The 18,607-nt window shown below is 27.7% G+C and carries 17 protein-coding genes; 7 read left to right on the top strand and 10 right to left on the bottom strand.

The genetic code is table 11. The features are described 5' to 3' along the window. Positions 1–526: 526 nt before the first annotated feature. Both K0039_RS18030 and K0039_RS18035 read right to left on the bottom strand, forming a co-directional pair. Positions 527–3,142: a heavy metal translocating P-type ATPase gene (locus K0039_RS18030; protein ID WP_228106461.1), complete on the bottom strand. Its 2,616-nt coding sequence runs from the start codon at positions 3,140–3,142 to the stop codon at positions 527–529. 11 nt (positions 3,143–3,153) lie between these two features. Then, entirely contained in the window at positions 3,154–3,522 is a 369-nt protein-coding gene (locus tag K0039_RS18035) for an ArsR/SmtB family transcription factor (protein ID WP_228106462.1), read from the bottom strand. A gap of 207 nt (positions 3,523–3,729) precedes the next feature. Here K0039_RS18035 and K0039_RS18040 point away from each other — a divergent pair, with 207 nt between their 5' ends. Beyond that, positions 3,730–4,221, top strand: coding sequence for a hypothetical protein (locus K0039_RS18040; protein WP_228106463.1), 492 nt, complete (start codon positions 3,730–3,732; stop codon positions 4,219–4,221). Positions 4,222–4,509: 288 nt separating this feature from the next. Here the strand turns inward: K0039_RS18040 and K0039_RS22070 are convergent, their stop codons facing one another. Then, positions 4,510–4,638 (bottom strand): hypothetical protein, encoded by a 129-nt coding sequence (locus tag K0039_RS22070; RefSeq protein WP_265589527.1) that lies wholly within the window; start codon positions 4,636–4,638, stop codon positions 4,510–4,512. A gap of 121 nt (positions 4,639–4,759) precedes the next feature. Continuing rightward, a complete protein-coding gene (locus K0039_RS18045) occupies positions 4,760–5,842 on the bottom strand; it encodes a hypothetical protein (RefSeq protein WP_228106464.1) in 1,083 nt (360 codons plus the stop codon). Positions 5,843–5,976: 134 nt separating this feature from the next. On the opposite strand from K0039_RS18045, the gene K0039_RS18050 reads away from it, so the two are divergent. Further along, complete coding sequence (locus tag K0039_RS18050; protein WP_228106465.1) at positions 5,977–6,711, top strand: HAD family hydrolase; 735 nt, start codon at positions 5,977–5,979, stop codon at positions 6,709–6,711. A 27-nt stretch (positions 6,712–6,738) separates the two neighbouring features. Continuing rightward, positions 6,739–7,518, top strand: a complete 780-nt coding sequence (locus K0039_RS18055) for a hypothetical protein (protein ID WP_228106466.1) — start codon at positions 6,739–6,741, stop codon at positions 7,516–7,518. A gap of 49 nt (positions 7,519–7,567) precedes the next feature. Here K0039_RS18055 and K0039_RS18060 read toward each other — a convergent pair whose 3' ends face one another. The 3 genes from K0039_RS18060 to K0039_RS18070 are packed head-to-tail and all read right to left on the bottom strand — an operon-like array spanning position 7,568 to position 9,324. Beyond that, positions 7,568–8,056, bottom strand: a complete 489-nt coding sequence (locus tag K0039_RS18060) for a DUF2232 domain-containing protein (protein WP_228106467.1) — start codon at positions 8,054–8,056, stop codon at positions 7,568–7,570. Between the two features lie 16 nt (positions 8,057–8,072). Next, a complete protein-coding gene (locus tag K0039_RS18065) occupies positions 8,073–8,495 on the bottom strand; it encodes a tetratricopeptide repeat protein (protein WP_228106468.1) in 423 nt (140 codons plus the stop codon). Next, positions 8,485–9,324, bottom strand: a complete 840-nt coding sequence (locus K0039_RS18070; protein ID WP_228106469.1) for a DUF5685 family protein — start codon at positions 9,322–9,324, stop codon at positions 8,485–8,487. Before K0039_RS18070 ends, K0039_RS18065 begins: the two co-directional genes overlap by 11 nt. Before the next feature lie 217 nt (positions 9,325–9,541). On the opposite strand from K0039_RS18070, the gene K0039_RS23915 reads away from it, so the two are divergent. Continuing rightward, positions 9,542–10,270 carry a carbon starvation CstA family protein gene (locus K0039_RS23915; RefSeq protein ID WP_331476781.1) on the top strand — a complete coding sequence of 243 codons (729 nt, stop codon included), beginning with the start codon at positions 9,542–9,544 and terminating at the stop codon, positions 10,268–10,270. Continuing rightward, positions 10,170–10,934 carry a carbon starvation CstA family protein gene (locus tag K0039_RS23920; RefSeq protein WP_331476782.1) on the top strand — a complete coding sequence of 255 codons (765 nt, stop codon included), beginning with the start codon at positions 10,170–10,172 and terminating at the stop codon, positions 10,932–10,934. Before K0039_RS23915 ends, K0039_RS23920 begins: the two co-directional genes overlap by 101 nt. Before the next feature lie 87 nt (positions 10,935–11,021). On the opposite strand, the gene K0039_RS18080 is transcribed toward K0039_RS23920, so the two are convergent. Continuing rightward, positions 11,022–11,285, bottom strand: coding sequence for a hypothetical protein (locus K0039_RS18080; protein ID WP_228106470.1), 264 nt, complete (start codon positions 11,283–11,285; stop codon positions 11,022–11,024). Between the two features lie 228 nt (positions 11,286–11,513). Here K0039_RS18080 and K0039_RS18085 point away from each other — a divergent pair, with 228 nt between their 5' ends. Beyond that, positions 11,514–15,188 (top strand): efflux RND transporter permease subunit, encoded by a 3,675-nt coding sequence (locus K0039_RS18085; protein WP_228106471.1) that lies wholly within the window; start codon positions 11,514–11,516, stop codon positions 15,186–15,188. Between the two features lie 2 nt (positions 15,189–15,190). Beyond that, positions 15,191–15,811: a TetR/AcrR family transcriptional regulator gene (locus K0039_RS18090; protein ID WP_228106472.1), complete on the top strand. Its 621-nt coding sequence runs from the start codon at positions 15,191–15,193 to the stop codon at positions 15,809–15,811. A 64-nt stretch (positions 15,812–15,875) separates the two neighbouring features. On the opposite strand, the gene htpG is transcribed toward K0039_RS18090, so the two are convergent. Next, positions 15,876–17,744: a molecular chaperone HtpG gene (gene htpG / locus K0039_RS18095; protein WP_228106473.1), complete on the bottom strand. Its 1,869-nt coding sequence runs from the start codon at positions 17,742–17,744 to the stop codon at positions 15,876–15,878. A 202-nt stretch (positions 17,745–17,946) separates the two neighbouring features. After that, positions 17,947–18,387, bottom strand: coding sequence for an Hsp20/alpha crystallin family protein (locus K0039_RS18100; protein ID WP_228106474.1), 441 nt, complete (start codon positions 18,385–18,387; stop codon positions 17,947–17,949). Positions 18,388–18,607 lie beyond the last annotated feature (220 nt).

Below are 18,607 nucleotides of genomic sequence, written 5' to 3' on the forward strand. Positions count from 1 at the left end.
GTCCATCGCTCAGACTAATCATTATCTGAATATCTGGCTTGGTTTGTTTGTTGTTTCAGTTTAATTCTTAAAGAATTAATTTATTGTTAACCTACTGTTTAATTTTCAAAGTTCTTTGCTTGTTTCAGCTTCTTTATTCTATCAAAGCTATTTTTCCTTGTCAACAACTTTTTTCCAAAAGTTTTTGTTGACGTTTTGTCCCTGTCTCAAGGACAAGTAATACTATATCACCATAGTAAAATATCGTCAATATCTTTTTAAAAGTTTTTTTATATTTTTTCTAAAATTATTGACGTTTTATGACTTATTATTAAACTAAATTTATCATTGTATTTGAATTTTCATTGAAATTTCAAGCTTTTACACATTCAGTTTTATATTAACCTTTATCCTATATTTTATAATAAATATTTAATTCTAATGAAATTCTATAACTAGCGTGCTTTGTTATATTAAATAAAAAAGTACCACTATAATATACGTAAATTTACCTATTTACAATATAATAAAGTAGTACTTTAATATTTTATTTCATTATTCTCATTGCATTTAATACTGCGATTAAAGCAACACCTACATCAGCAAATACTGCTTCCCACATACTTGCCATACCTAAAGCTCCAAATATCATAACTATAACTTTAATACCTAATGCAAATATAATGTTTTGCCATACTATCTTATAAGTCTTTTTAGATATTTTTATTCCCTCAGCTATTTTACTTGGTTCGTCTGTCATTATAACTATATCTGCCGCTTCTATGGCTGCATCTGATCCTAAACCACCCATAGCTATCCCTACATCTACACGGGCAAGAACTGGAGCATCATTTATTCCATCTCCTACGAAGGCAATTTTTTCTTTCTCATTTCTACCTTCATATATAGATTCTATCTTTTCTACTTTTTCATTTGGTAATAAATTTGAGTATACTTTATCTACCTTTAACTGTCTTGCTACTGAGTCAGCCACTTCTTTATTATCTCCAGTTAGCATAACAGTTTCCTTTATTCCTTGATCTTTTATTTCCTTAATAGCTTTTTCACTATCTGATTTTATTTTATCAGAAATAACTATAGATCCTTTAAACTGATTATTTACCGCTACATAAACAACTGTTCCTATTTGTTCATTTTTATTTACTTTTATATTATTAGCTGTCATTAATTTTTCATTTCCAGCTAATATTTCTTCATTTTCATATTTTACTTTTATTCCATAGGCAGCTATTTCTTCATAACTTTCTATTTTATTTAAATTAATTTCTTTATTATAGTAATTTAAAATAGACTTAGCAATTGGATGATTTGAATTAGCTTCTGCAATAGATGCATATTTAATTAATTCTTCTTCTGATATTCCAACAGCATTAACTTTTACAACATCAAATACACCTTCTGTTAATGTTCCAGTTTTGTCAAACACAACTGTATCAACATATCTTAAAGCTTCTAGATAGTTACTTCCTTTTATTAATATACCATTTCTAGAAGCAACACCTATTCCACTGAAATAACTTAGTGGTATGGATAAAACTAGAGCACATGGGCATGATACAACTAAAAATACTAATCCTCTGTGTAACCAATCACTAAACATTGCTCCTGGAACAAATATTGGTGGAACTACTGCTATCAATGTAGCTAATATAACTACTATCGGTGTATAGTATTTTGAAAATACAGATATAAAGTTTTCTGTTTTAGACTTTTTACTACTTGCATTTTCTACTAAGTCTAGTATTTTTGATACAGTAGACTCAGAGAAACTTTTAGTTACTTTTACTGTTAATAAAGAGTTTTTATTAATAAATCCTGATAATAATTCATCTCCTGACTTAACAGTTCTTAAAACAGACTCTCCAGTTAATGCAGATGTATCTACCATAGAATTTCCATCTACTACTACACCATCTAGAGGTACTTTTTCACCCGGCTTAACTATTATAAAATCACCAATTTCTACTTCTTCTGGATCTACAACTTTAATAGAGTTACCTACTTTTAAGTTTGCCACATCTGGTTTTATTTGCATTAAATCAGAAATAGATTTTCTTGATTTACCTACTGCAAGCTCTTGTAAGTATTCTCCAACCTTATAAAATAACATTACTCCAACAGCTTCTGATGCATCTCCTATTGCAATTGCTCCAACCGTTGCTAGAGTCATCAAGAAGTTTTCATCAAATATTCTACCTTTTGCCATATTTCGTAAAGCTTTATATACAACATCTCCACCTACTAATATATAAGACACTAAGAATATTAATATTGAATATTTACTTTCTACTCCCATCATTTCTTCATAAAATGCAAATATAAATACAAATGTCCCTAATAATATCTTTAGAAGTTCTAATTTATTATTATCTCTTATTACTTTACTTTCTTTTTTAGCTTTTTTGTTTTCTTTTGTTCCTTCAACTTGTATGTCAAGTCCTGGTTCTGTATCATTTATTATGTTTATTATATTTTTTATTGTAATATTTTCATTTGTATTATATATTTCTACAGATAGTTTTTTATTTACAAAATTCATATTAGAGCTTTTAACTCCATCTAGTAAAGATACTTTATTACCTATTACTTCTGCACAGTGAGCACAATTAAGACCTCCTAAAATAATATCTTTCTTCATATATGACTTATTTTTATTTCCAACCACTTGAATATCAAGACCTGGTTCTATTGAATCAATTAAACCAATAACATCTTCTATTATTTTGTCTTCATTTTTTCGAGAATTTAGTTCTAGTGTTAATTTTTTATTTACAAAATTCAAGTTACTGCTTTGAATTCCTTCTAAATATTTTACTTTATCACCTATCACTTCTGCACAATGGGCACATGTTAATCCATTTAACATTAACTCTTTTTTATTACCTGTGCTTACTTTTTTATCAAGTACTTGAATATCAAGTCCTGGTTCTATTGAATCAATAAGAGACATCACTTCACTTATTACTGTTTCTTCATCACAAGAAGAATCAATTTCTAAAGTTAGTTTTTTACTGATAAAATTCATATTACTACTTTCAATTCCATTAATATTTTTTACAGCTTCTCCTATAGTTTCAGCACAGTGAGCACATGTTAATCCATTTATCATTAGCTCTTTTTTTGTCAATACTGCCGCCAACATTATTATACCCCCTATCTATTATAAGTTTCCTCTATATGGCATAAGCCACAGTTAAATATTTGATTTATATGATTATCATCCAATGAATAATAAACAATCTTGCCTTCTTTTCTAAATTTAACTAATCTAGCTTGTTTTAAAACCCTTAGCTGATGAGATATTGCCGATTGAGTCATATTTAAAAGATCTGCTATATCACATACACACATTTCTTCTTCAAATAAAGCATATAAAATTTTTATTCTTGTAGTATCGCCAAAGACTTTAAATAACTCTGCTAAATCATAAAGTTTTTCATCTTCAGGCATTTTATCTTTAACCTTACATATTACCTCTTCATGTACACAGGTACATTCGCATCTATTTATAATATCTTTCATTTGTATTCCTCCGACTAATATTAATATATGAACAACTGTTCATATATTAATATTATGATATTTGTTCTATTTGTGCAACCTTTTTATATATTTTTTAGATTTGTAACTATTTTTAAAATACTCATATCTAGATTTTTTTTTAATATATATATTAGTAGTATTAGTAAATTTATTATATGAAAAATTGAAAGGAGAGTTCATATTAAAATGAATTATAATAATATGTATCCTAATAGAATGAGCGATAACATAGATCCAAACTATATATACCCTCAACCATATATAGATCCTTTAATGTACATGAATCCTTATGTTATGAATAACAACCAAGGCGGAAATTTCAATCAAAATATAAACCCTGAATACTCAACATATTCTAATCAATATGTAGATAATCAACAATTTAATCCTTATGAAAATATGCCTAGCAACAACATGAAGGAGGAATTTGAAAACAACAATAATATGCATGACATGAATAATCAGATGAATAATCAAATGAGTAATATACCTATGATTCCTATGATGCCTCCTAATATGATGTTTCCTGGCATGTTTCCCCCTAATATGATGTTTCCTGGAGCGATGCCACCTAACATGATGTATCCTGGAACGATGCCACCTAACATGATGTACCCTGGTGTAATGCAAAATATACCTACCGTTAATATGGATGAGTTTGATGAGGAAGAAATGTAGATTAAACAATATTAAAATATCAGTATAGCCCCTATATATTAGGGGTTTTTTAATTTTTTTTAAAAAGGTGTTATAAAATTTTAAAATTTGTCTACACTATTTAATGTATTCCTCATAATATTCCCCCAATATTATAAATACAAAAAAGGGCATTCTAGTTATACTAGCATTGCCCTTCTTTTTTTATTCCAATATTGACATTTATTTTTAATATAAAAAAGCTTCTCTAGATTGACTCTAGAAAAGCATATTTTATATTATTTATTAAATTTATTATAAATCTCATATTTAGCGACAATTATTTAATGATGATAGTTTTTTATTAAAACTTACACCAAATATAACCTCAATTATAACTTCTATTACTGCTATTAAATTAAATATTATTCCTTTGTTTTTTATAGATATATTTTTCATATTTATAACCCCTTTCATATTTATGAAATATTTTGTCTTAACAAGTTATGTTTTTATTCTACAATACTCTATAAAAAACACATATGGATTTACCTTACAACTATATTACGTTTATGTAATTTTAATCTAAAAAATCCTCAAAATCATCTGATCCAGATTCTACAAAGTCATAAAGAACATTTTCTTCAAAGAAATAACTTTCATCAACTTTTAAATACTCTTTATATTTAGTCATTAGTAACTTATTAATGTATTTTCGATCTCCTTCAGAGTAAGTTCCTACAAAAAATTCATCACCTAACTGATAATATATTGATTTTATATCATTATTTATTACATAAATATCTTTTTTTACATGATTATTATTAAAATTAAATCTAGTAAAGAATACCCCTTCCTCCATTTCGCTTTTTAACATAAATGGATTGTCGTTATAGAATTCCATTAGAAATTCATCCTTATTTTTAACTTTGTAAACATCTATAAATTCAGATTTTGATATTTCATCAAAAACTTCAAAATCATATATAGGTTCTTTATCTGTAACTAATAAAGATTTAATTCTAAAATTATCTTTTTCTTTAAATATATTAAAAGCTATCTTACAAGTATAATATCCATCTTCGTCCTCATATAAAGCTTCACTAATATATACTTCTTCATTTCTTTTAGTTACTTTATTCTTTAAAAGAGCTCCATTAATTTTTGTTATATGATTATTTGATATTTCTTCACTACCAGAAAAATATTTTAAACTTTCTCTATCTCTAGCTATAAATCTCATTGTCATATAATTTATAAATTCAACTTCATCATCAACCTTTTTATTTATAATAGGATAAACTTCATCTAGAGTTAAATTACTTTTATAATTTGTTATTATATCTATGTACTCTTCTGTGTCTCCCGGTAATTCTTTACCATACTCTAAATTTTTACTACCAAAATGATTTATTAAGAATAAAGCTACTTCTTCTTTAACTAGTATCCTGTTCTCTCCTAAGCCACCCATTAATCGATCTTCCTCGTTACAAGCTTCTTTTGATGTAGGATTTTTTAAACTAACATAATCAGCAATTCCTAGTCCTTCTCCATCTAATAAAAAATACTGGTATATATTATTGTCATTATTCTCATATTTAATAGTAAGACCCATACTTCCCATAAGTCTAGATTTTGTTACTTTGGCATAATCAAATGTCATCAAATCACGTCCTTAATACTTTTATAATTACTAAATAGTTAAAACTCATATTTTATTTTCTATTTATAATTATAGTTTACAACAAAATTGAATTTTATAATATAATAAAGTAAATACTTAGATGAGGTGATTCAATGAAAAATATAGGAGCTTTTTTTGATATTGACGGAACAATCTACAGAGACTCCCTGATGGTAGAGCATTTCAAAAAGCTTATTAAATACGAAATAGTTGATCAAAAAGCTTGGGTTACTCATGCTAGAGACACTTTTTTAGACTGGGATAAAAGACAAGCAAATTATGATGATTATCTACTAGAAATATGTGACTTATATGTTAAATCACTACAAAATGTAGATAAGTCTTGTATAGATTTTACTAGCGACCAGGTTATTGCGTTAAAAGCAGAGCGTGTTTATAAATATACTCGCTTAAGAATTAAATGGCATTTAGACAATGGGCACAAAGTTATATTCATATCCGGTAGCCCAAATTTCTTAGTTGAAAAAATGGCTAAAAAATACGGTGCCTCAGATTATGTTGGTAGTAACTATATATTTGAAGATGGAAAATTTAACGGAACAGTAATTCCCATGTGGGATGCAGAAAGTAAAAATGTAGCTATAGATAGTTTTGTTGAAAAGTATGATATAGATTTAAGCCAGTCTTATGCCTATGGAGATACTAACGGAGATATTAATATGCTTAAACGTGTTGGTAATCCAATTGCTATAAATCCAACTAATGAATTATTAAATCATATGATAGAGGATGAGACTTTACATGACAAGGCCCAAATAATCGTAGAAAGAAAAGATATTGTATATTCTTTGGATTGCAATGTAGAAAGATTTGATATAGGCTTATAGTATATTATTTGTACGGAGGATGATAGTTTGAAAATCAACGAAAAAATACTAAGCTTTAGCGATATATATAATGATTTAGATGAAATAAGCAAAAAACTATACTTGGAATCTCCTGAAATCTGGATTGATTTTTCAGATAAAGTAGGAGAGCAAAAACTAGATGAAATGGTACTTTTTTATGCTGCTAAATTTAACTACTTATCTATCTTAAAGTATGTAATAGATAATAATGTTATAGACTTAAATATTCCATCTAAAAACAAAAGTTATTTATCTATTAAAGAACATCTTTTAGCTGTATCAAAGGATTATAAAAGTTATGATGTTTACAATTACTTAGATGGTGACTACAAATTAAGTGAGGATAATACAGAAACAGAAATAAATAAATCATCAGAAGTAAATGAAGAAAAAAATCATAATGATTACTTCCCTGTTTTCCTTTGCCCTCACTGTAATACAAACATACTTAAATCAGGTTATAAGGTATATGAAGAAATAAGTTTTTCTTTTTCTCAAGATAAAAGTAAGTCCCAGGAATTAAATAGAAAAAGAGACAATAAAGTTTTCTGTAATAATTGTAATAGTAATATTGATAATGTTACGACAGAATTGTTAGAGAATATGTGCTCTATTAATAATTGCAAAAAATGCGGAAAAGATTTAACTAAAATAGGAATTACTGAAAAGATAAAGATGAAATTTAAGGAAGAAGACAGCAAATTTATAGGTGATGAAAAAACTTATAATTGTCCTTCTTGTGATGAAGAATTAAATGAATCTCAAAAAAAATATTTTAATTTATAATATAAAAGGAGACTATAAAGCTATAAAAATACTTAATAGTCTCCTTTATTTATCTTTTTACAAATCTTTTAAGTTTATCATTATAAAAATCTATAAATTGAGAATATACAAAATCATAAACTATAAAAGCTATTTCAAATATTAATACGGTAAATATATTAATGGGAATATACACAAATTGTTTTAAGATTATATATGCAAATATTATAAGTATATTTGCAGCTAAAAATTTTAATATATATTCTTGAACAAAGCTTCTATCTTTTTCTATTATATATTTTACTAAACCATAAATACCGAATGTAAAAATATATAATATCCATTGAGCTTTGTTTGCCATAATCATAAAACTCAATAGAACAGATCCTATATAAAATATAATCCCTGCCTTAGGTCCATATTCAATAATTACAATAGCTATTGGCAAAGATGCCAGACCCAAAAGAAATAAAGTATTTATGGGTATTATATTAACCAACAGTAATAAGATAATATTTAAGGACAATAATATACCACTATAGGCAATTTTTCTACTCATGATTATTCATCATCTCCTAGAAGCAAGTACATAAATCTCCTCCACAGCATTCACAGCATGAATCACATACATATAAAGTACATAAATTGCTACAACAGTCATCATCACAGCAACAACAACAGCAACCAGGTGAGTCATAACGTCTATTTCTATTGTAGTTATAAGAACGTCTGTCATAATCATTTCTATAATTATTATATCTATTATAAGAATAAACATATTCTTTATTATTAGGATCCATAAACTTAGCTCTTTTTAGAAAGTCTTCTCCTTCTTCATAGTATCCAATATTCATAGCAGATAATCCTGTTAAGTAATACCACTCACTACATTTTTCATTTATACTTTGTAAAAAATTATATGCTCTTTTAAAATCTTTATTTTCAATCATTCTCCTTGCTTTCATAAAACAGTCATTTTCATAAACATTACTGTACATTATTCCCACATCCTTTTTCTAATATATTTTTATACCTTAAATATACACCAGAATAAACTATATTTTCTATAATTCCTCTGTTTAATTGTAAATTTAAGTTATCAATTGACGCTGCTAATAAGCCTAGAGATATACTAATTAATCTATCAACTTTCAATTTTAATTCTTCTTTATTGTCTATACATTCTATAAAAGGATTATACCTCCCCTTTTTATAGTCAGCCTCTAAATCTTCGTAAGCATCTAATATATAAATATATTTCCCTATATTAAAGCCTACCCTTCTTAAATCTTCTTCATACTTATCATTTTTATAAGAAAAAATTTCTCCCATTAGCTCTCCGAAAGTATTTGATACCTTATCTATGTTGCAATTTTCTTCTTTTTCCAATTGATTAAGTAAATTCATTTGTTCTTTAATAACTTTTGATTTATTAGGATACTTTTCATGAGCTAATTTTAATTTCCCCTTATAAATATTATAAGCTAAAATATCCTTTATTCCTTTATCATCTAATAAATTATCTTCTAATTTATAATACGTTAATAGTGTATTCATACTAGCTGCATATTCTGTTATTTCATTTATAATTTTTTTCTTCTTTTTAAAGGGGCTAACTATACAGACTTCTTCTACAATATTAGTTTTAGGTTTATAAATAGCTGTAAGAATCACGATTAAAAAAGTAATATCATAATTTAAGCCTAATCTAGATATTTCCCCATGATTCTCTTTTAAGTATTTACACAATCCACAGTAATACCCTTTATAATCTTCAAACTCTCTAAAAGTTAAGTCCTTTTTATTTATTCTAACATATCCAAACATATTTATTTCCTTCCTACATTATAGCTATCAATTAATTATATAATACTACAACATTTTTTATTATTATACAGTTATAAAGTTAAATTATAATTTTATTTATTGATAAGTGCATATTTTATCTAAAATAAAATGTGTCAGTATACAGAAATTTTTATGTATAAAAACGCTTCCTTATTGACAGAAAAATTATATTGCAATTATTAGAAGGGGGACTAAAATGATTACATTTTTGGCATGTGTATCTATCCTTGTTATAGGTTACTTCACATATGGAACATATGTAAGTAAAACTTTAGGATACGATGATTCTATTCAAACTCCAGCTATAAGGCTTGAAGATGGTGTAGACTACATGCCGATGCCTTGGCATAAGGTTTTCTTAATTCAATTCCTTAACATAGCTGGTACTGGACCAATATTCAGAGCTATCTCAGGTGCTTTATTTGGACCAGTTGCATTCTTATGGATAACTTTTGGTTGTATATTTGCAGGAGCTGTTCATGACTTATTATCAGGTGTTATATCTATGAAACATGATGGTACTTCTATACCAGAAATAGTTGAAATATACTTAGGTAAAAATATGAAGATTATAATGGTTGCATTCTCAATAGTACTTCTTGTTTTAGTTGGTACTGTTTTTATAACTTCGCCTGCTGGTTTATTAACTTCTATGACTGGTATAAACAAAAATATATGGTTAGTGTTAATAATAATTTATTATATAGTTGCTACTGTATTACCAGTTGATAAGGTTATAGGAAAATTATATACAATATTCGGATCTGCATTATTATTAATGGCAGCTGGTTTATTTGGTGCTATGATAATAGGCCCTTACAAATATGCATCCAGGCGGATTGTCTATATTCCCATTCTTATTCACTACAATAGCTTGTGGTGCAATATCAGGGTTCCATGCTACTCAATCACCTATGATGGCTAGATGTATAAATAGAGAATCTGAAACTAGAAGAGTATTCTTCGGATCAATAATAGTTGAAGGTATTGTTGCTTTAATCTGGTGCGCTGTTACTATAGCATTCTTTGGTGATAGCTTAGATATACAAGCTGCTGGTACTCCTTCTGAAATTGTCAACACAATATCTAAAGCATTACTTAGACCTGCTGGTACTATTCTTGCTGTTCTTGGCGTTGTTGCTTGCCCAATAACTTCAGGAGATACTGCTTTCATAAGTGCTCGACTTACAATAGCTGATGCTTTCAAAATAAAGCAAGATGGATTAAAAAATAGGTTTATGTTAGCTTTACCTTTATTTGCAGTTGGTGTTGCATTAACTCAAATAAACTTCGATATAATCTGGAGATATTTTGCTTGGTCTAACCAAACATTAGCAATGATATTCTTATGGACAGGTGCTGCTTACTTATTAGTTAATAAGAAAAACTACTGGATAGCTGTAATACCTGCAATATTCATGAGTTATGTATCTGTAGCTTATATATTACAAGCTCCAGAAGGATTTAAATTAAATGCTACATTCTCTAATGCAACTGATGTTGTTGTTGCTATAGCATTCTTCATCGCATTTATGATGAGAGTTAAGAAAGAAAAAAACGAAGTTGAAAAATTTGAAAAAGCTAGTTAATTATCATTAACATAAAGAAAAAGGAAATGATGTTTTATATCATTTCCTTTTTTATATTGAAACAAATTTATTCTTTTAACTATATGTTTATAAAATAAACCTTATGAATTTATTATCACTATCTTCTATTGCTAAAACTTCCAGATCTTTATAATTCTTAAATAACCATTTTATATCTGTCATTATTTGACTCACTTGCTTCTTATCCAATTTCCCAATACAATACTCCTCTCTTGTTTCTGCAAACTCCTTTGATGCTAAAAAATTTTTAATAGCTGCATAGGCTATTGTATTTGGAATAGGATTACCCGTTTCTTTTGAACGTTTACTCCCTTTCATATACATTTTCATATAATATCCTCCTGAAGGTTTCTTAATTTATTACATATCTATATATATGAGGTCATACCTTCTTTAAATGCTTATTAAGTATAAATGATATAAGTTATAAATATCTCTCTTAAAGATAAGGTAAAATAAATTTTTGATTTAAATTTTCCATTTTATTGAAATTAATATTCAACATGATTACAATTAAAAATATCTGACTGACTAGTCAGTTCTAAAATTAAGAAAGAGGTGAAATATTTGCTACCAAAATTCAGTGTAAGAAAACCTTTAACTGTCTTTGTTTCTGTAATTATGGTACTAATGCTAGGATTTGTGTCCTTCACAAAAATGACCCCAGACTTATTACCTAGTATAGATTTACCTTATGTAATCGCTATGACTACATATCCTGGTTCTAGCCCAGAAAAAATTGAAACAACAGTAACAAAGCCAATTGAGCAAGCTGTTTCAACTACAAGCGGAATTAAGAACGTAACTTCCGTTTCAAACGAGAACTACAGTGTAGTAATTCTAGAGTTTAATCAAGATACAAATATGGACACTGCCATGTTGGATCTAAACGGCAAAATAGACCTAATTAAAGATTCTCTAGAAGATGGTGTTGGAGCAACTACTTTAATGCAACTTAATCCAGATATGATGCCTGTTATGACATTAAGTATGGATGTAGACAATATGAATATTGAAGAAGTCTCTACTTATGTTAACAATGAAATAATCCCTAAGTTTGAGCGTATAAATGGTGTCGCATCTGTAACAGGTGTTGGTTTAGTAGAAAAACAGTTAGAAATATCTTTAAACAAAGATAAAATTGACGAATTAAATAACAAATTAAAATCAAGTGTTACTTCTAAATTAGATAAACAACAAAGTCAACTTAATAGCGCCAAATCAGAAATACAAAATGGAAAAGCCGCCCTAGAAAAACAAAGTAATACTCAAATGAAAAAACTTCTTGAAGCTAGTAGTCAACTTCAATCTGGTATAAACCAATTAGAAAGTATGGCTGGTATTTTAAATTCAACAGGTTCTAGCAAAGAAGATTTAGAAAAGTATATTGAAAGTGCAACTACCACCCTTAATGATACTAAGTTAAAATTAAAAGAATTAAAAAAACAACTGAATAGTTTGCCAGAAGATTCTACTATTGATAAAGAAAAATTGCAAGAAGATATAGAAAGCTTAGAAGGTGTCATAGCATCTTTAGAAAAGGCCATATCAAATGCAGGTCAAGGAATAAGTGCAGTAGATTCATTGGAAACGCTAAAAAAGCAACAAAAAGAATTGGAAAGTGCTAAGCTTACTCTGTCTCAAGAATTAACAAAAGCTACTGTACAACTTTCCGTAAGTGAATCACAAATAAAATCTGCTGAAACTCAGTTAAATGAAGCTAGAAAACAAGCTTTAGAATCAGCAGATATAACAGATAAAATTACTCCAGAAACAATAAATCAAATTCTAACAGCAGAGAACTTTTCCATGCCTGCTGGATATATATCTGATGACGAAACTGAGTACTCTGTAAAAGTAGGAGATAAGTTCACTTCTATAAATGAAGTTAAAAATTTAATATTATTTTCTATGGATGGCATTGGTGATGTACACCTCAAAGATATAGCCAATGTAAAAATGTCAGACAACTCATCAGATAGTTATACAAACATAAATGGAAATGCTGGTGTTATACTATCCTTCCAAAAAACTAGTACTGCCTCAACTACTAAAGTGTGTAACGAAATAAATAAAGTAATTAAGGATTTAAATAATAGTAATAATAAATTACATATTCTTTCTTTAATGGATCAAGGCGTTTATATAGATTTTATTATATCGAGTGTGCTTGATAACCTAATTTATGGTGGTATACTAGCAATTTTTGTTTTACTAATATTCTTAAAAAGTATAAAACCAACTATTGTGATTGCATTTAGTATTCCTATAAGTTTATTATTTTCCATTGTTTTGATGTACTTTAGTGGCGTTACATTAAATATTATTTCTTTATCAGGTTTAGCCCTTGGAGTTGGGATGCTAGTCGATAATAGTATAGTTGTTATTGAGAATATCTATAGACTAAGAAATAAAGGAATGGGCAAATTTAAAGCTGCTGTATATGGAGCTAGACAAGTATCTGGAGCAATCTTTGCTTCCACACTTACTACTATTTGTGTATTCTTACCTATTGTTTTTACTGAAGGTATAACTAGACAATTATTTACAGATATGGGGCTTACAATAGCCTACTCCTTAATTGCCAGTTTAATCGTTGCCTTAACTTTAGTACCGTGTATGGCATCAAATTTACTATCTAATGTAGATGAAAAGTCTCATCCTTTATTTGATAAAATGGTTGATGGCTATGAAAAATTATTAAGACTATGCTTAAAATTTAAACCTGTTGTTTTATGTTTTTCTGTAGTACTATTAATAGTTGCTGCTTTTGCAACAACTAAAATAGGAACATCATTTATGCCAAAAATGGATTCACCACAAATGATGGCAACTATCAATATAGATAGTGATCTTCCAAAAGAGGAAGCTCGACATATTACAGATCAAGTTGTACAACAAGTTTTAACAATTGATGATGTGGAAGGTATCGGAGCTATGGATTCATCAGGTCCCATGTCATTTGGTTCATCTTCAAATAACCCTAATAATATGGCCGCTTACGTTATTTTAAAAGATGATAAAAAGAAAACAAATGATGAAATTTCAGAAGAGATAAAAGAAAAAACAAAGTCTCTTAATTGTGAAGTTACAGTCTCGTCTTCATCTATGGATACTTCTTCTTTAGGAGGATCTGGATTACAAATAATTGTTAAAGGTGATGATTTAGATGAACTTAAGAAAATTTCTGATGACTTGGTAATCATGCTATCCAGTATAGAAGGTACTACCGATATCAATGGTGGTATGGGTATAACTGCTAAGGAAGAAAGAATTGTAATCAACAAAAATAAAGCTATGAAGTATGGATTAACAGTGGCTCAAGTATTCCAACAAGTTTCTGCAAAATTATCAACAGAAACTACTTCAACTACTTTGACAATAAATTCTGAAGACTATCCAGTAATTATTGTTAATCATGATACTTCAAGTCTAGATAAATTAAAAAATGTTGAAATCACTGGAACAAAAGGAACTGCGTCTGTTTCAGTAAAATTAAAAGATATTTCATCTATAGAAATGACTGATACTCCTACTTCTATAAATCACGATAACCAAACTAGATATATATCTGTAACAGCTGGTATTGATTCTAAGCACAATATAGGTTTAGTAAGTAAGGAAGTTCAATCAAAATTAGATAATTATAAAACTCCTATTGGATATGAAATAAAAATGGGCGGCGAAACTGAATCTATTAATCAAGCTATTAGTGATTTAATTAAAATGATTGCTCTTGCCATAGCATTTATTTATTTAATAATGGTTGCACAATTCCAATCATTATTGTCGCCATTTATAGTAATGTTCACTATACCTCTTGCATTTACTGGTGGTTTACTAGCATTAATTATAACTGGCCAAGAATTAAGCGTTATATCTATGCTAGGATTTTTAGTTCTTGCTGGTGTAGTTGTTAATAACGGTATAGTTTTTGTGGATTATGTGAATCAATTGCGTATAAGTGGATTAAATAAAAAAGAAGCTCTTATAGAGGCTGGACGTACTCGTATAAGACCTATACTAATGACTGCTTTAACAACAATACTAGCCATGTCTACAATGGCCCTTGGTGTTGGCATGGGTGCTGAAATATCTCAAGCTTTAGCTATAGTAACTATAGGCGGTTTAACTTACGCTACCCTATTAACTTTATTTGTTGTTCCTACTTTATACGATATATTCCATCGTCGCAAAGAATTAAGACAGATAATCATCGATGAGGAGGACTAAACATGAACAGAAAATACGCAGAAAAAGAATTGCTAATATTTGATGGATTTAAGAAAATAATAACTGATAATAGTAATATTGAAAATATTAAAGTGTCTGATATTGCAAAAGCTGCTGGAATTGGAAAAGGTACAATTTATGAATATTTTAAAAGCAAAGATGAAATTATAGCAAGGTCAATAATTTATAATTTTAAAATAGATATTATAAATACTATCGAAGCTATAAAAAAAGTTTCTACTTTTAAAGAACAGTGTAACCATTTATTTCATTACAGCATTAACAGTGGAAAATTCATCTTTCCCTCTTTAAGAATATTATATAATCAAGTTATACCAAAAGAATTAAATAATATTCTACTTGAAGATTTTGAGGAAATTTTAGAATTAAAAACTCAACTTTATAATTTGTTGGATTATGTAATTAATACTGGAATAGATGAAAATATTATTAATAAAGATTTAAGCAGAGATTATCAAAGATATGTGCTTATAAGTTCTTCTATGGGTATTATTAATAAAATTAATGCTAACCACTTTAGACAAATCAGCTTAAGTGATGACCAATCTATTAATACTCAAAAGAGTTTTGCTTATACCATGATATTAAAATCGTTAGCTTAATAAAAAACTCCCTCTTAAACACTAAGAGGGAGTTTTTTTTATTACATTTTATATTAATAATGATTTATAAAGCTATCACCTTACTCATTAAAGAATTACTTCTTTTTATAAATAAATCTAATTCTTCTGCATTTAATTCTTTATTAGCAAGTAGAGCTAAATCTACTATTTGATTACAAATCACATCTATTTCTTCTTTTTTATCTTCATTGTCTTTTAGTGACACTAATTTTTTTACTAATGGGTTATTCTTATTTATAACTAAAGTTTTTTCTTCTTTTAAGTCCATTCCAAAATTCATTCCAGCAAACCTAGATTGCATTTCCATCATTCTTCTAGATTCTTCTGATACTAAAATCATAGCTGGTGTTTCTTCATTTTTAAGACTTTCCACTGAATATTCTTCTACTCTTTCATTTATAACAGACTTGAATAATGAAGTTATTTTTTCATCTTCTTCTTTATTTTCTTCACTATCTTTGTCTTTTAGTACGTCTGATAAATCTGAGTCTATTCTATTAAACTTAGTTCCCATTTCTTTGTATTCTATAAATGAAATAAAGTTGTTGTCTATTGTACTATCTAGTACAACTGCATTTAATCCATAATCTTTAAATAGTTTAACATATTGAGATTGTTGATCCAGATTATTTACATAGAAAACTTTATTTTCATGTTTTTCTTTTGCTACCTCTAGGTAATCTGTTAATGTAATATATTTTCCATCTATATCTTTATATAAGATATAATCTTTTACCTTGTCATAGAAACCTTCATCTTTTAAGCAACCAAACTTGATGAATATTTGTATATCATCCCAGAATTTTTCATACTCTTGCCTATTATTTTTGCATAAAGATTTAAGTTTATCAGCAACCTTCTTAACTATATGCTTAGATATTTTGCTTACATCTCTGTCATTTTGTAAGAAACTTCTAGACACATTTAGTGGTAAGTCTGGACAGTCTATTACACCTTTAAGTAATAATAAGAATTCTGGTATAACTTCTTTTATATTATCTGCTACGAATACTTGATTGTTATAAAGTTTTACCTTACCTTCTACTAGTTCAAACTCATTGTTTAATTTAGGGAAGTAAAGAATTCCTTTTAAGTTAAACGGATAATCCACATTTAAATGAATCCAGAATAATGGTTCATCAAATACATTAAATACTTTTCTGTAGAATTCTTTATATTCTTCATCTGTACAATCTTTAGGTGATTTTAACCATAATGGATTAGTATCATTTAATGGTGCTGGTTCAACTTTTTCTTCATCTTCTTTAACTTCTGCATCTTCGCCTTCTACATATATTTCAACAGGTAAGAAAGAGCAGTATTTATTTATTATGCTTCTTACTTCATATTCGTTTAAGAATTCTTCACTATCTTCAGCTAAAAATAGTGTTATTGTAGTTCCTCTTGTAGTTCTTGTTCCTGATGGACTTATTTCAAATTCAGTTCCACCTTCTGATATCCATCTTACAGGCTCTGCTCCCTCTTGGAAAGATAATGTATCTATTTCAACCTTTGTAGATACCATAAATGATGAATAGAATCCTAATCCAAAATGACCTATAATATCAGTTTCTTCCATTCTATCTTTATATTTATTGAAGAAATCTTCTGCACCAGAAAAAGCAACTTGATTTATGTATTTATCTACTTCTTCGGCTGTCATTCCTATACCATTGTCGTTGAATTTTATAGTTTTATTATTCTTACTTACCGATACTGTAATTTTATACTCTTCATCTTGAGAATTTTTAACTTCGCCGAGAGAAACAAGTCTTTTATATTTGCTTACAGCATCGCAACCATTACTTATTAATTCTCTTATAAAAATGTCTTTGTCTGAGTATAACCATTTCTTAATTATTGGAAAAATATTTTCTGTATCAATTGAAATACTACCTTTTGTTACTTCCATGTTTATCCTCCTTAAACTTATATCTTTATAAAATTTAATTATTTTCAAATCACAAAATGCAAGGTGGGGGAATAAATAACCTTGCATTTTAAGGGCTTTAATTTAATTTTAACACATTTACTATTTACTCCCATTTTAATTATAGAATTTTTTTGTTAGCACTGTCAAGTGTCGAGTGCTAAAAATGTTAAATTTTTTATTACTAATCAATAGTAATATATTTTATCTCTTTTTCTTTTTTTCCTACCTCTTTAGGGAATGTAAGCTCCAATATTCCGTTTTTAAAACTTGCTTTTATATCTTCTTCTTTTAAATTTTCTCCTACATAGAAACTTCTTGAACACTTTCCACAATATCTTTCTCTTCTTATATAGTTTCCTTTTTCATCTTTATCTTCTTTTGAACTATTCTTTTGTGCTGTTATTGTTAAATATCCATCTTTAAGTTGTGCTTTTATATCAGATTTATCATATCCTGGTAAATCCATGTCAAGGATATAGTTATTATCTTTTTCTTGTATATCTGTTTTCATAAGTTTTGTTGTTGACCCACTATTTGTAAAAAATGGACCTCTGAACATATCATCAAACATATTGTCAAATAAACTAAATCCTAAATTGTTATTCATTGGTACTAATTTCATAATTAATTCCTCCTTACATTTATCCTATTACTTTGGTTAAGTAAAAAGATAAGTTTAAATTTTAATATTATTTTTTGTTTATGCACTATGATTTGTTCTTTGTTTGTTTTCTTACTTATTATTATAATCATTTTGTTAGCACTGTCAAGCAATGAGTGCTAAATTTTTAAATTTTTTTCTACAATAGCTATCATATTAATTACTATCTAGAAATATACAC

The sequence above is a fragment of the Terrisporobacter mayombei genome, assembly GCF_020748465.1.
Classification (GTDB): Bacteria; Bacillota; Clostridia; order Peptostreptococcales; family Peptostreptococcaceae; genus Terrisporobacter; species Terrisporobacter mayombei.

Bases quoted from the DNA above. Each gene is read 5' to 3' on its own strand.
- K0039_RS18030 (WP_228106461.1), bottom strand. From the start codon at position 3,142: ATGTTGGCGGCAGTATTGACAAAAAAAGAGCTAATGATAAATGGATTA.
- K0039_RS18035 (WP_228106462.1), bottom strand. From the start codon at position 3,522: ATGAAAGATATTATAAATAGATGCGAATGTACCTGTGTACATGAAGAG.
- K0039_RS18040 (WP_228106463.1), top strand. From the start codon at position 3,730: ATGAATTATAATAATATGTATCCTAATAGAATGAGCGATAACATAGAT.
- K0039_RS22070 (WP_265589527.1), bottom strand. From the start codon at position 4,638: ATGAAAAATATATCTATAAAAAACAAAGGAATAATATTTAATTTAATA.
- K0039_RS18045 (WP_228106464.1), bottom strand. From the start codon at position 5,842: ATGACATTTGATTATGCCAAAGTAACAAAATCTAGACTTATGGGAAGT.
- K0039_RS18050 (WP_228106465.1), top strand. From the start codon at position 5,977: ATGAAAAATATAGGAGCTTTTTTTGATATTGACGGAACAATCTACAGA.
- K0039_RS18060 (WP_228106467.1), bottom strand. From the start codon at position 8,056: ATGAGTAGAAAAATTGCCTATAGTGGTATATTATTGTCCTTAAATATT.
- K0039_RS18065 (WP_228106468.1), bottom strand. From the start codon at position 8,495: ATGTACAGTAATGTTTATGAAAATGACTGTTTTATGAAAGCAAGGAGA.
- K0039_RS18070 (WP_228106469.1), bottom strand. From the start codon at position 9,324: ATGTTTGGATATGTTAGAATAAATAAAAAGGACTTAACTTTTAGAGAG.
- K0039_RS23915 (WP_331476781.1), top strand. From the start codon at position 9,542: ATGATTACATTTTTGGCATGTGTATCTATCCTTGTTATAGGTTACTTC.
- K0039_RS23920 (WP_331476782.1), top strand. From the start codon at position 10,170: ATGCATCCAGGCGGATTGTCTATATTCCCATTCTTATTCACTACAATA.
- K0039_RS18080 (WP_228106470.1), bottom strand. From the start codon at position 11,285: ATGAAAATGTATATGAAAGGGAGTAAACGTTCAAAAGAAACGGGTAAT.
- K0039_RS18090 (WP_228106472.1), top strand. From the start codon at position 15,191: ATGAACAGAAAATACGCAGAAAAAGAATTGCTAATATTTGATGGATTT.
- htpG (WP_228106473.1), bottom strand. From the start codon at position 17,744: ATGGAAGTAACAAAAGGTAGTATTTCAATTGATACAGAAAATATTTTT.
- K0039_RS18100 (WP_228106474.1), bottom strand. From the start codon at position 18,387: ATGAAATTAGTACCAATGAATAACAATTTAGGATTTAGTTTATTTGAC.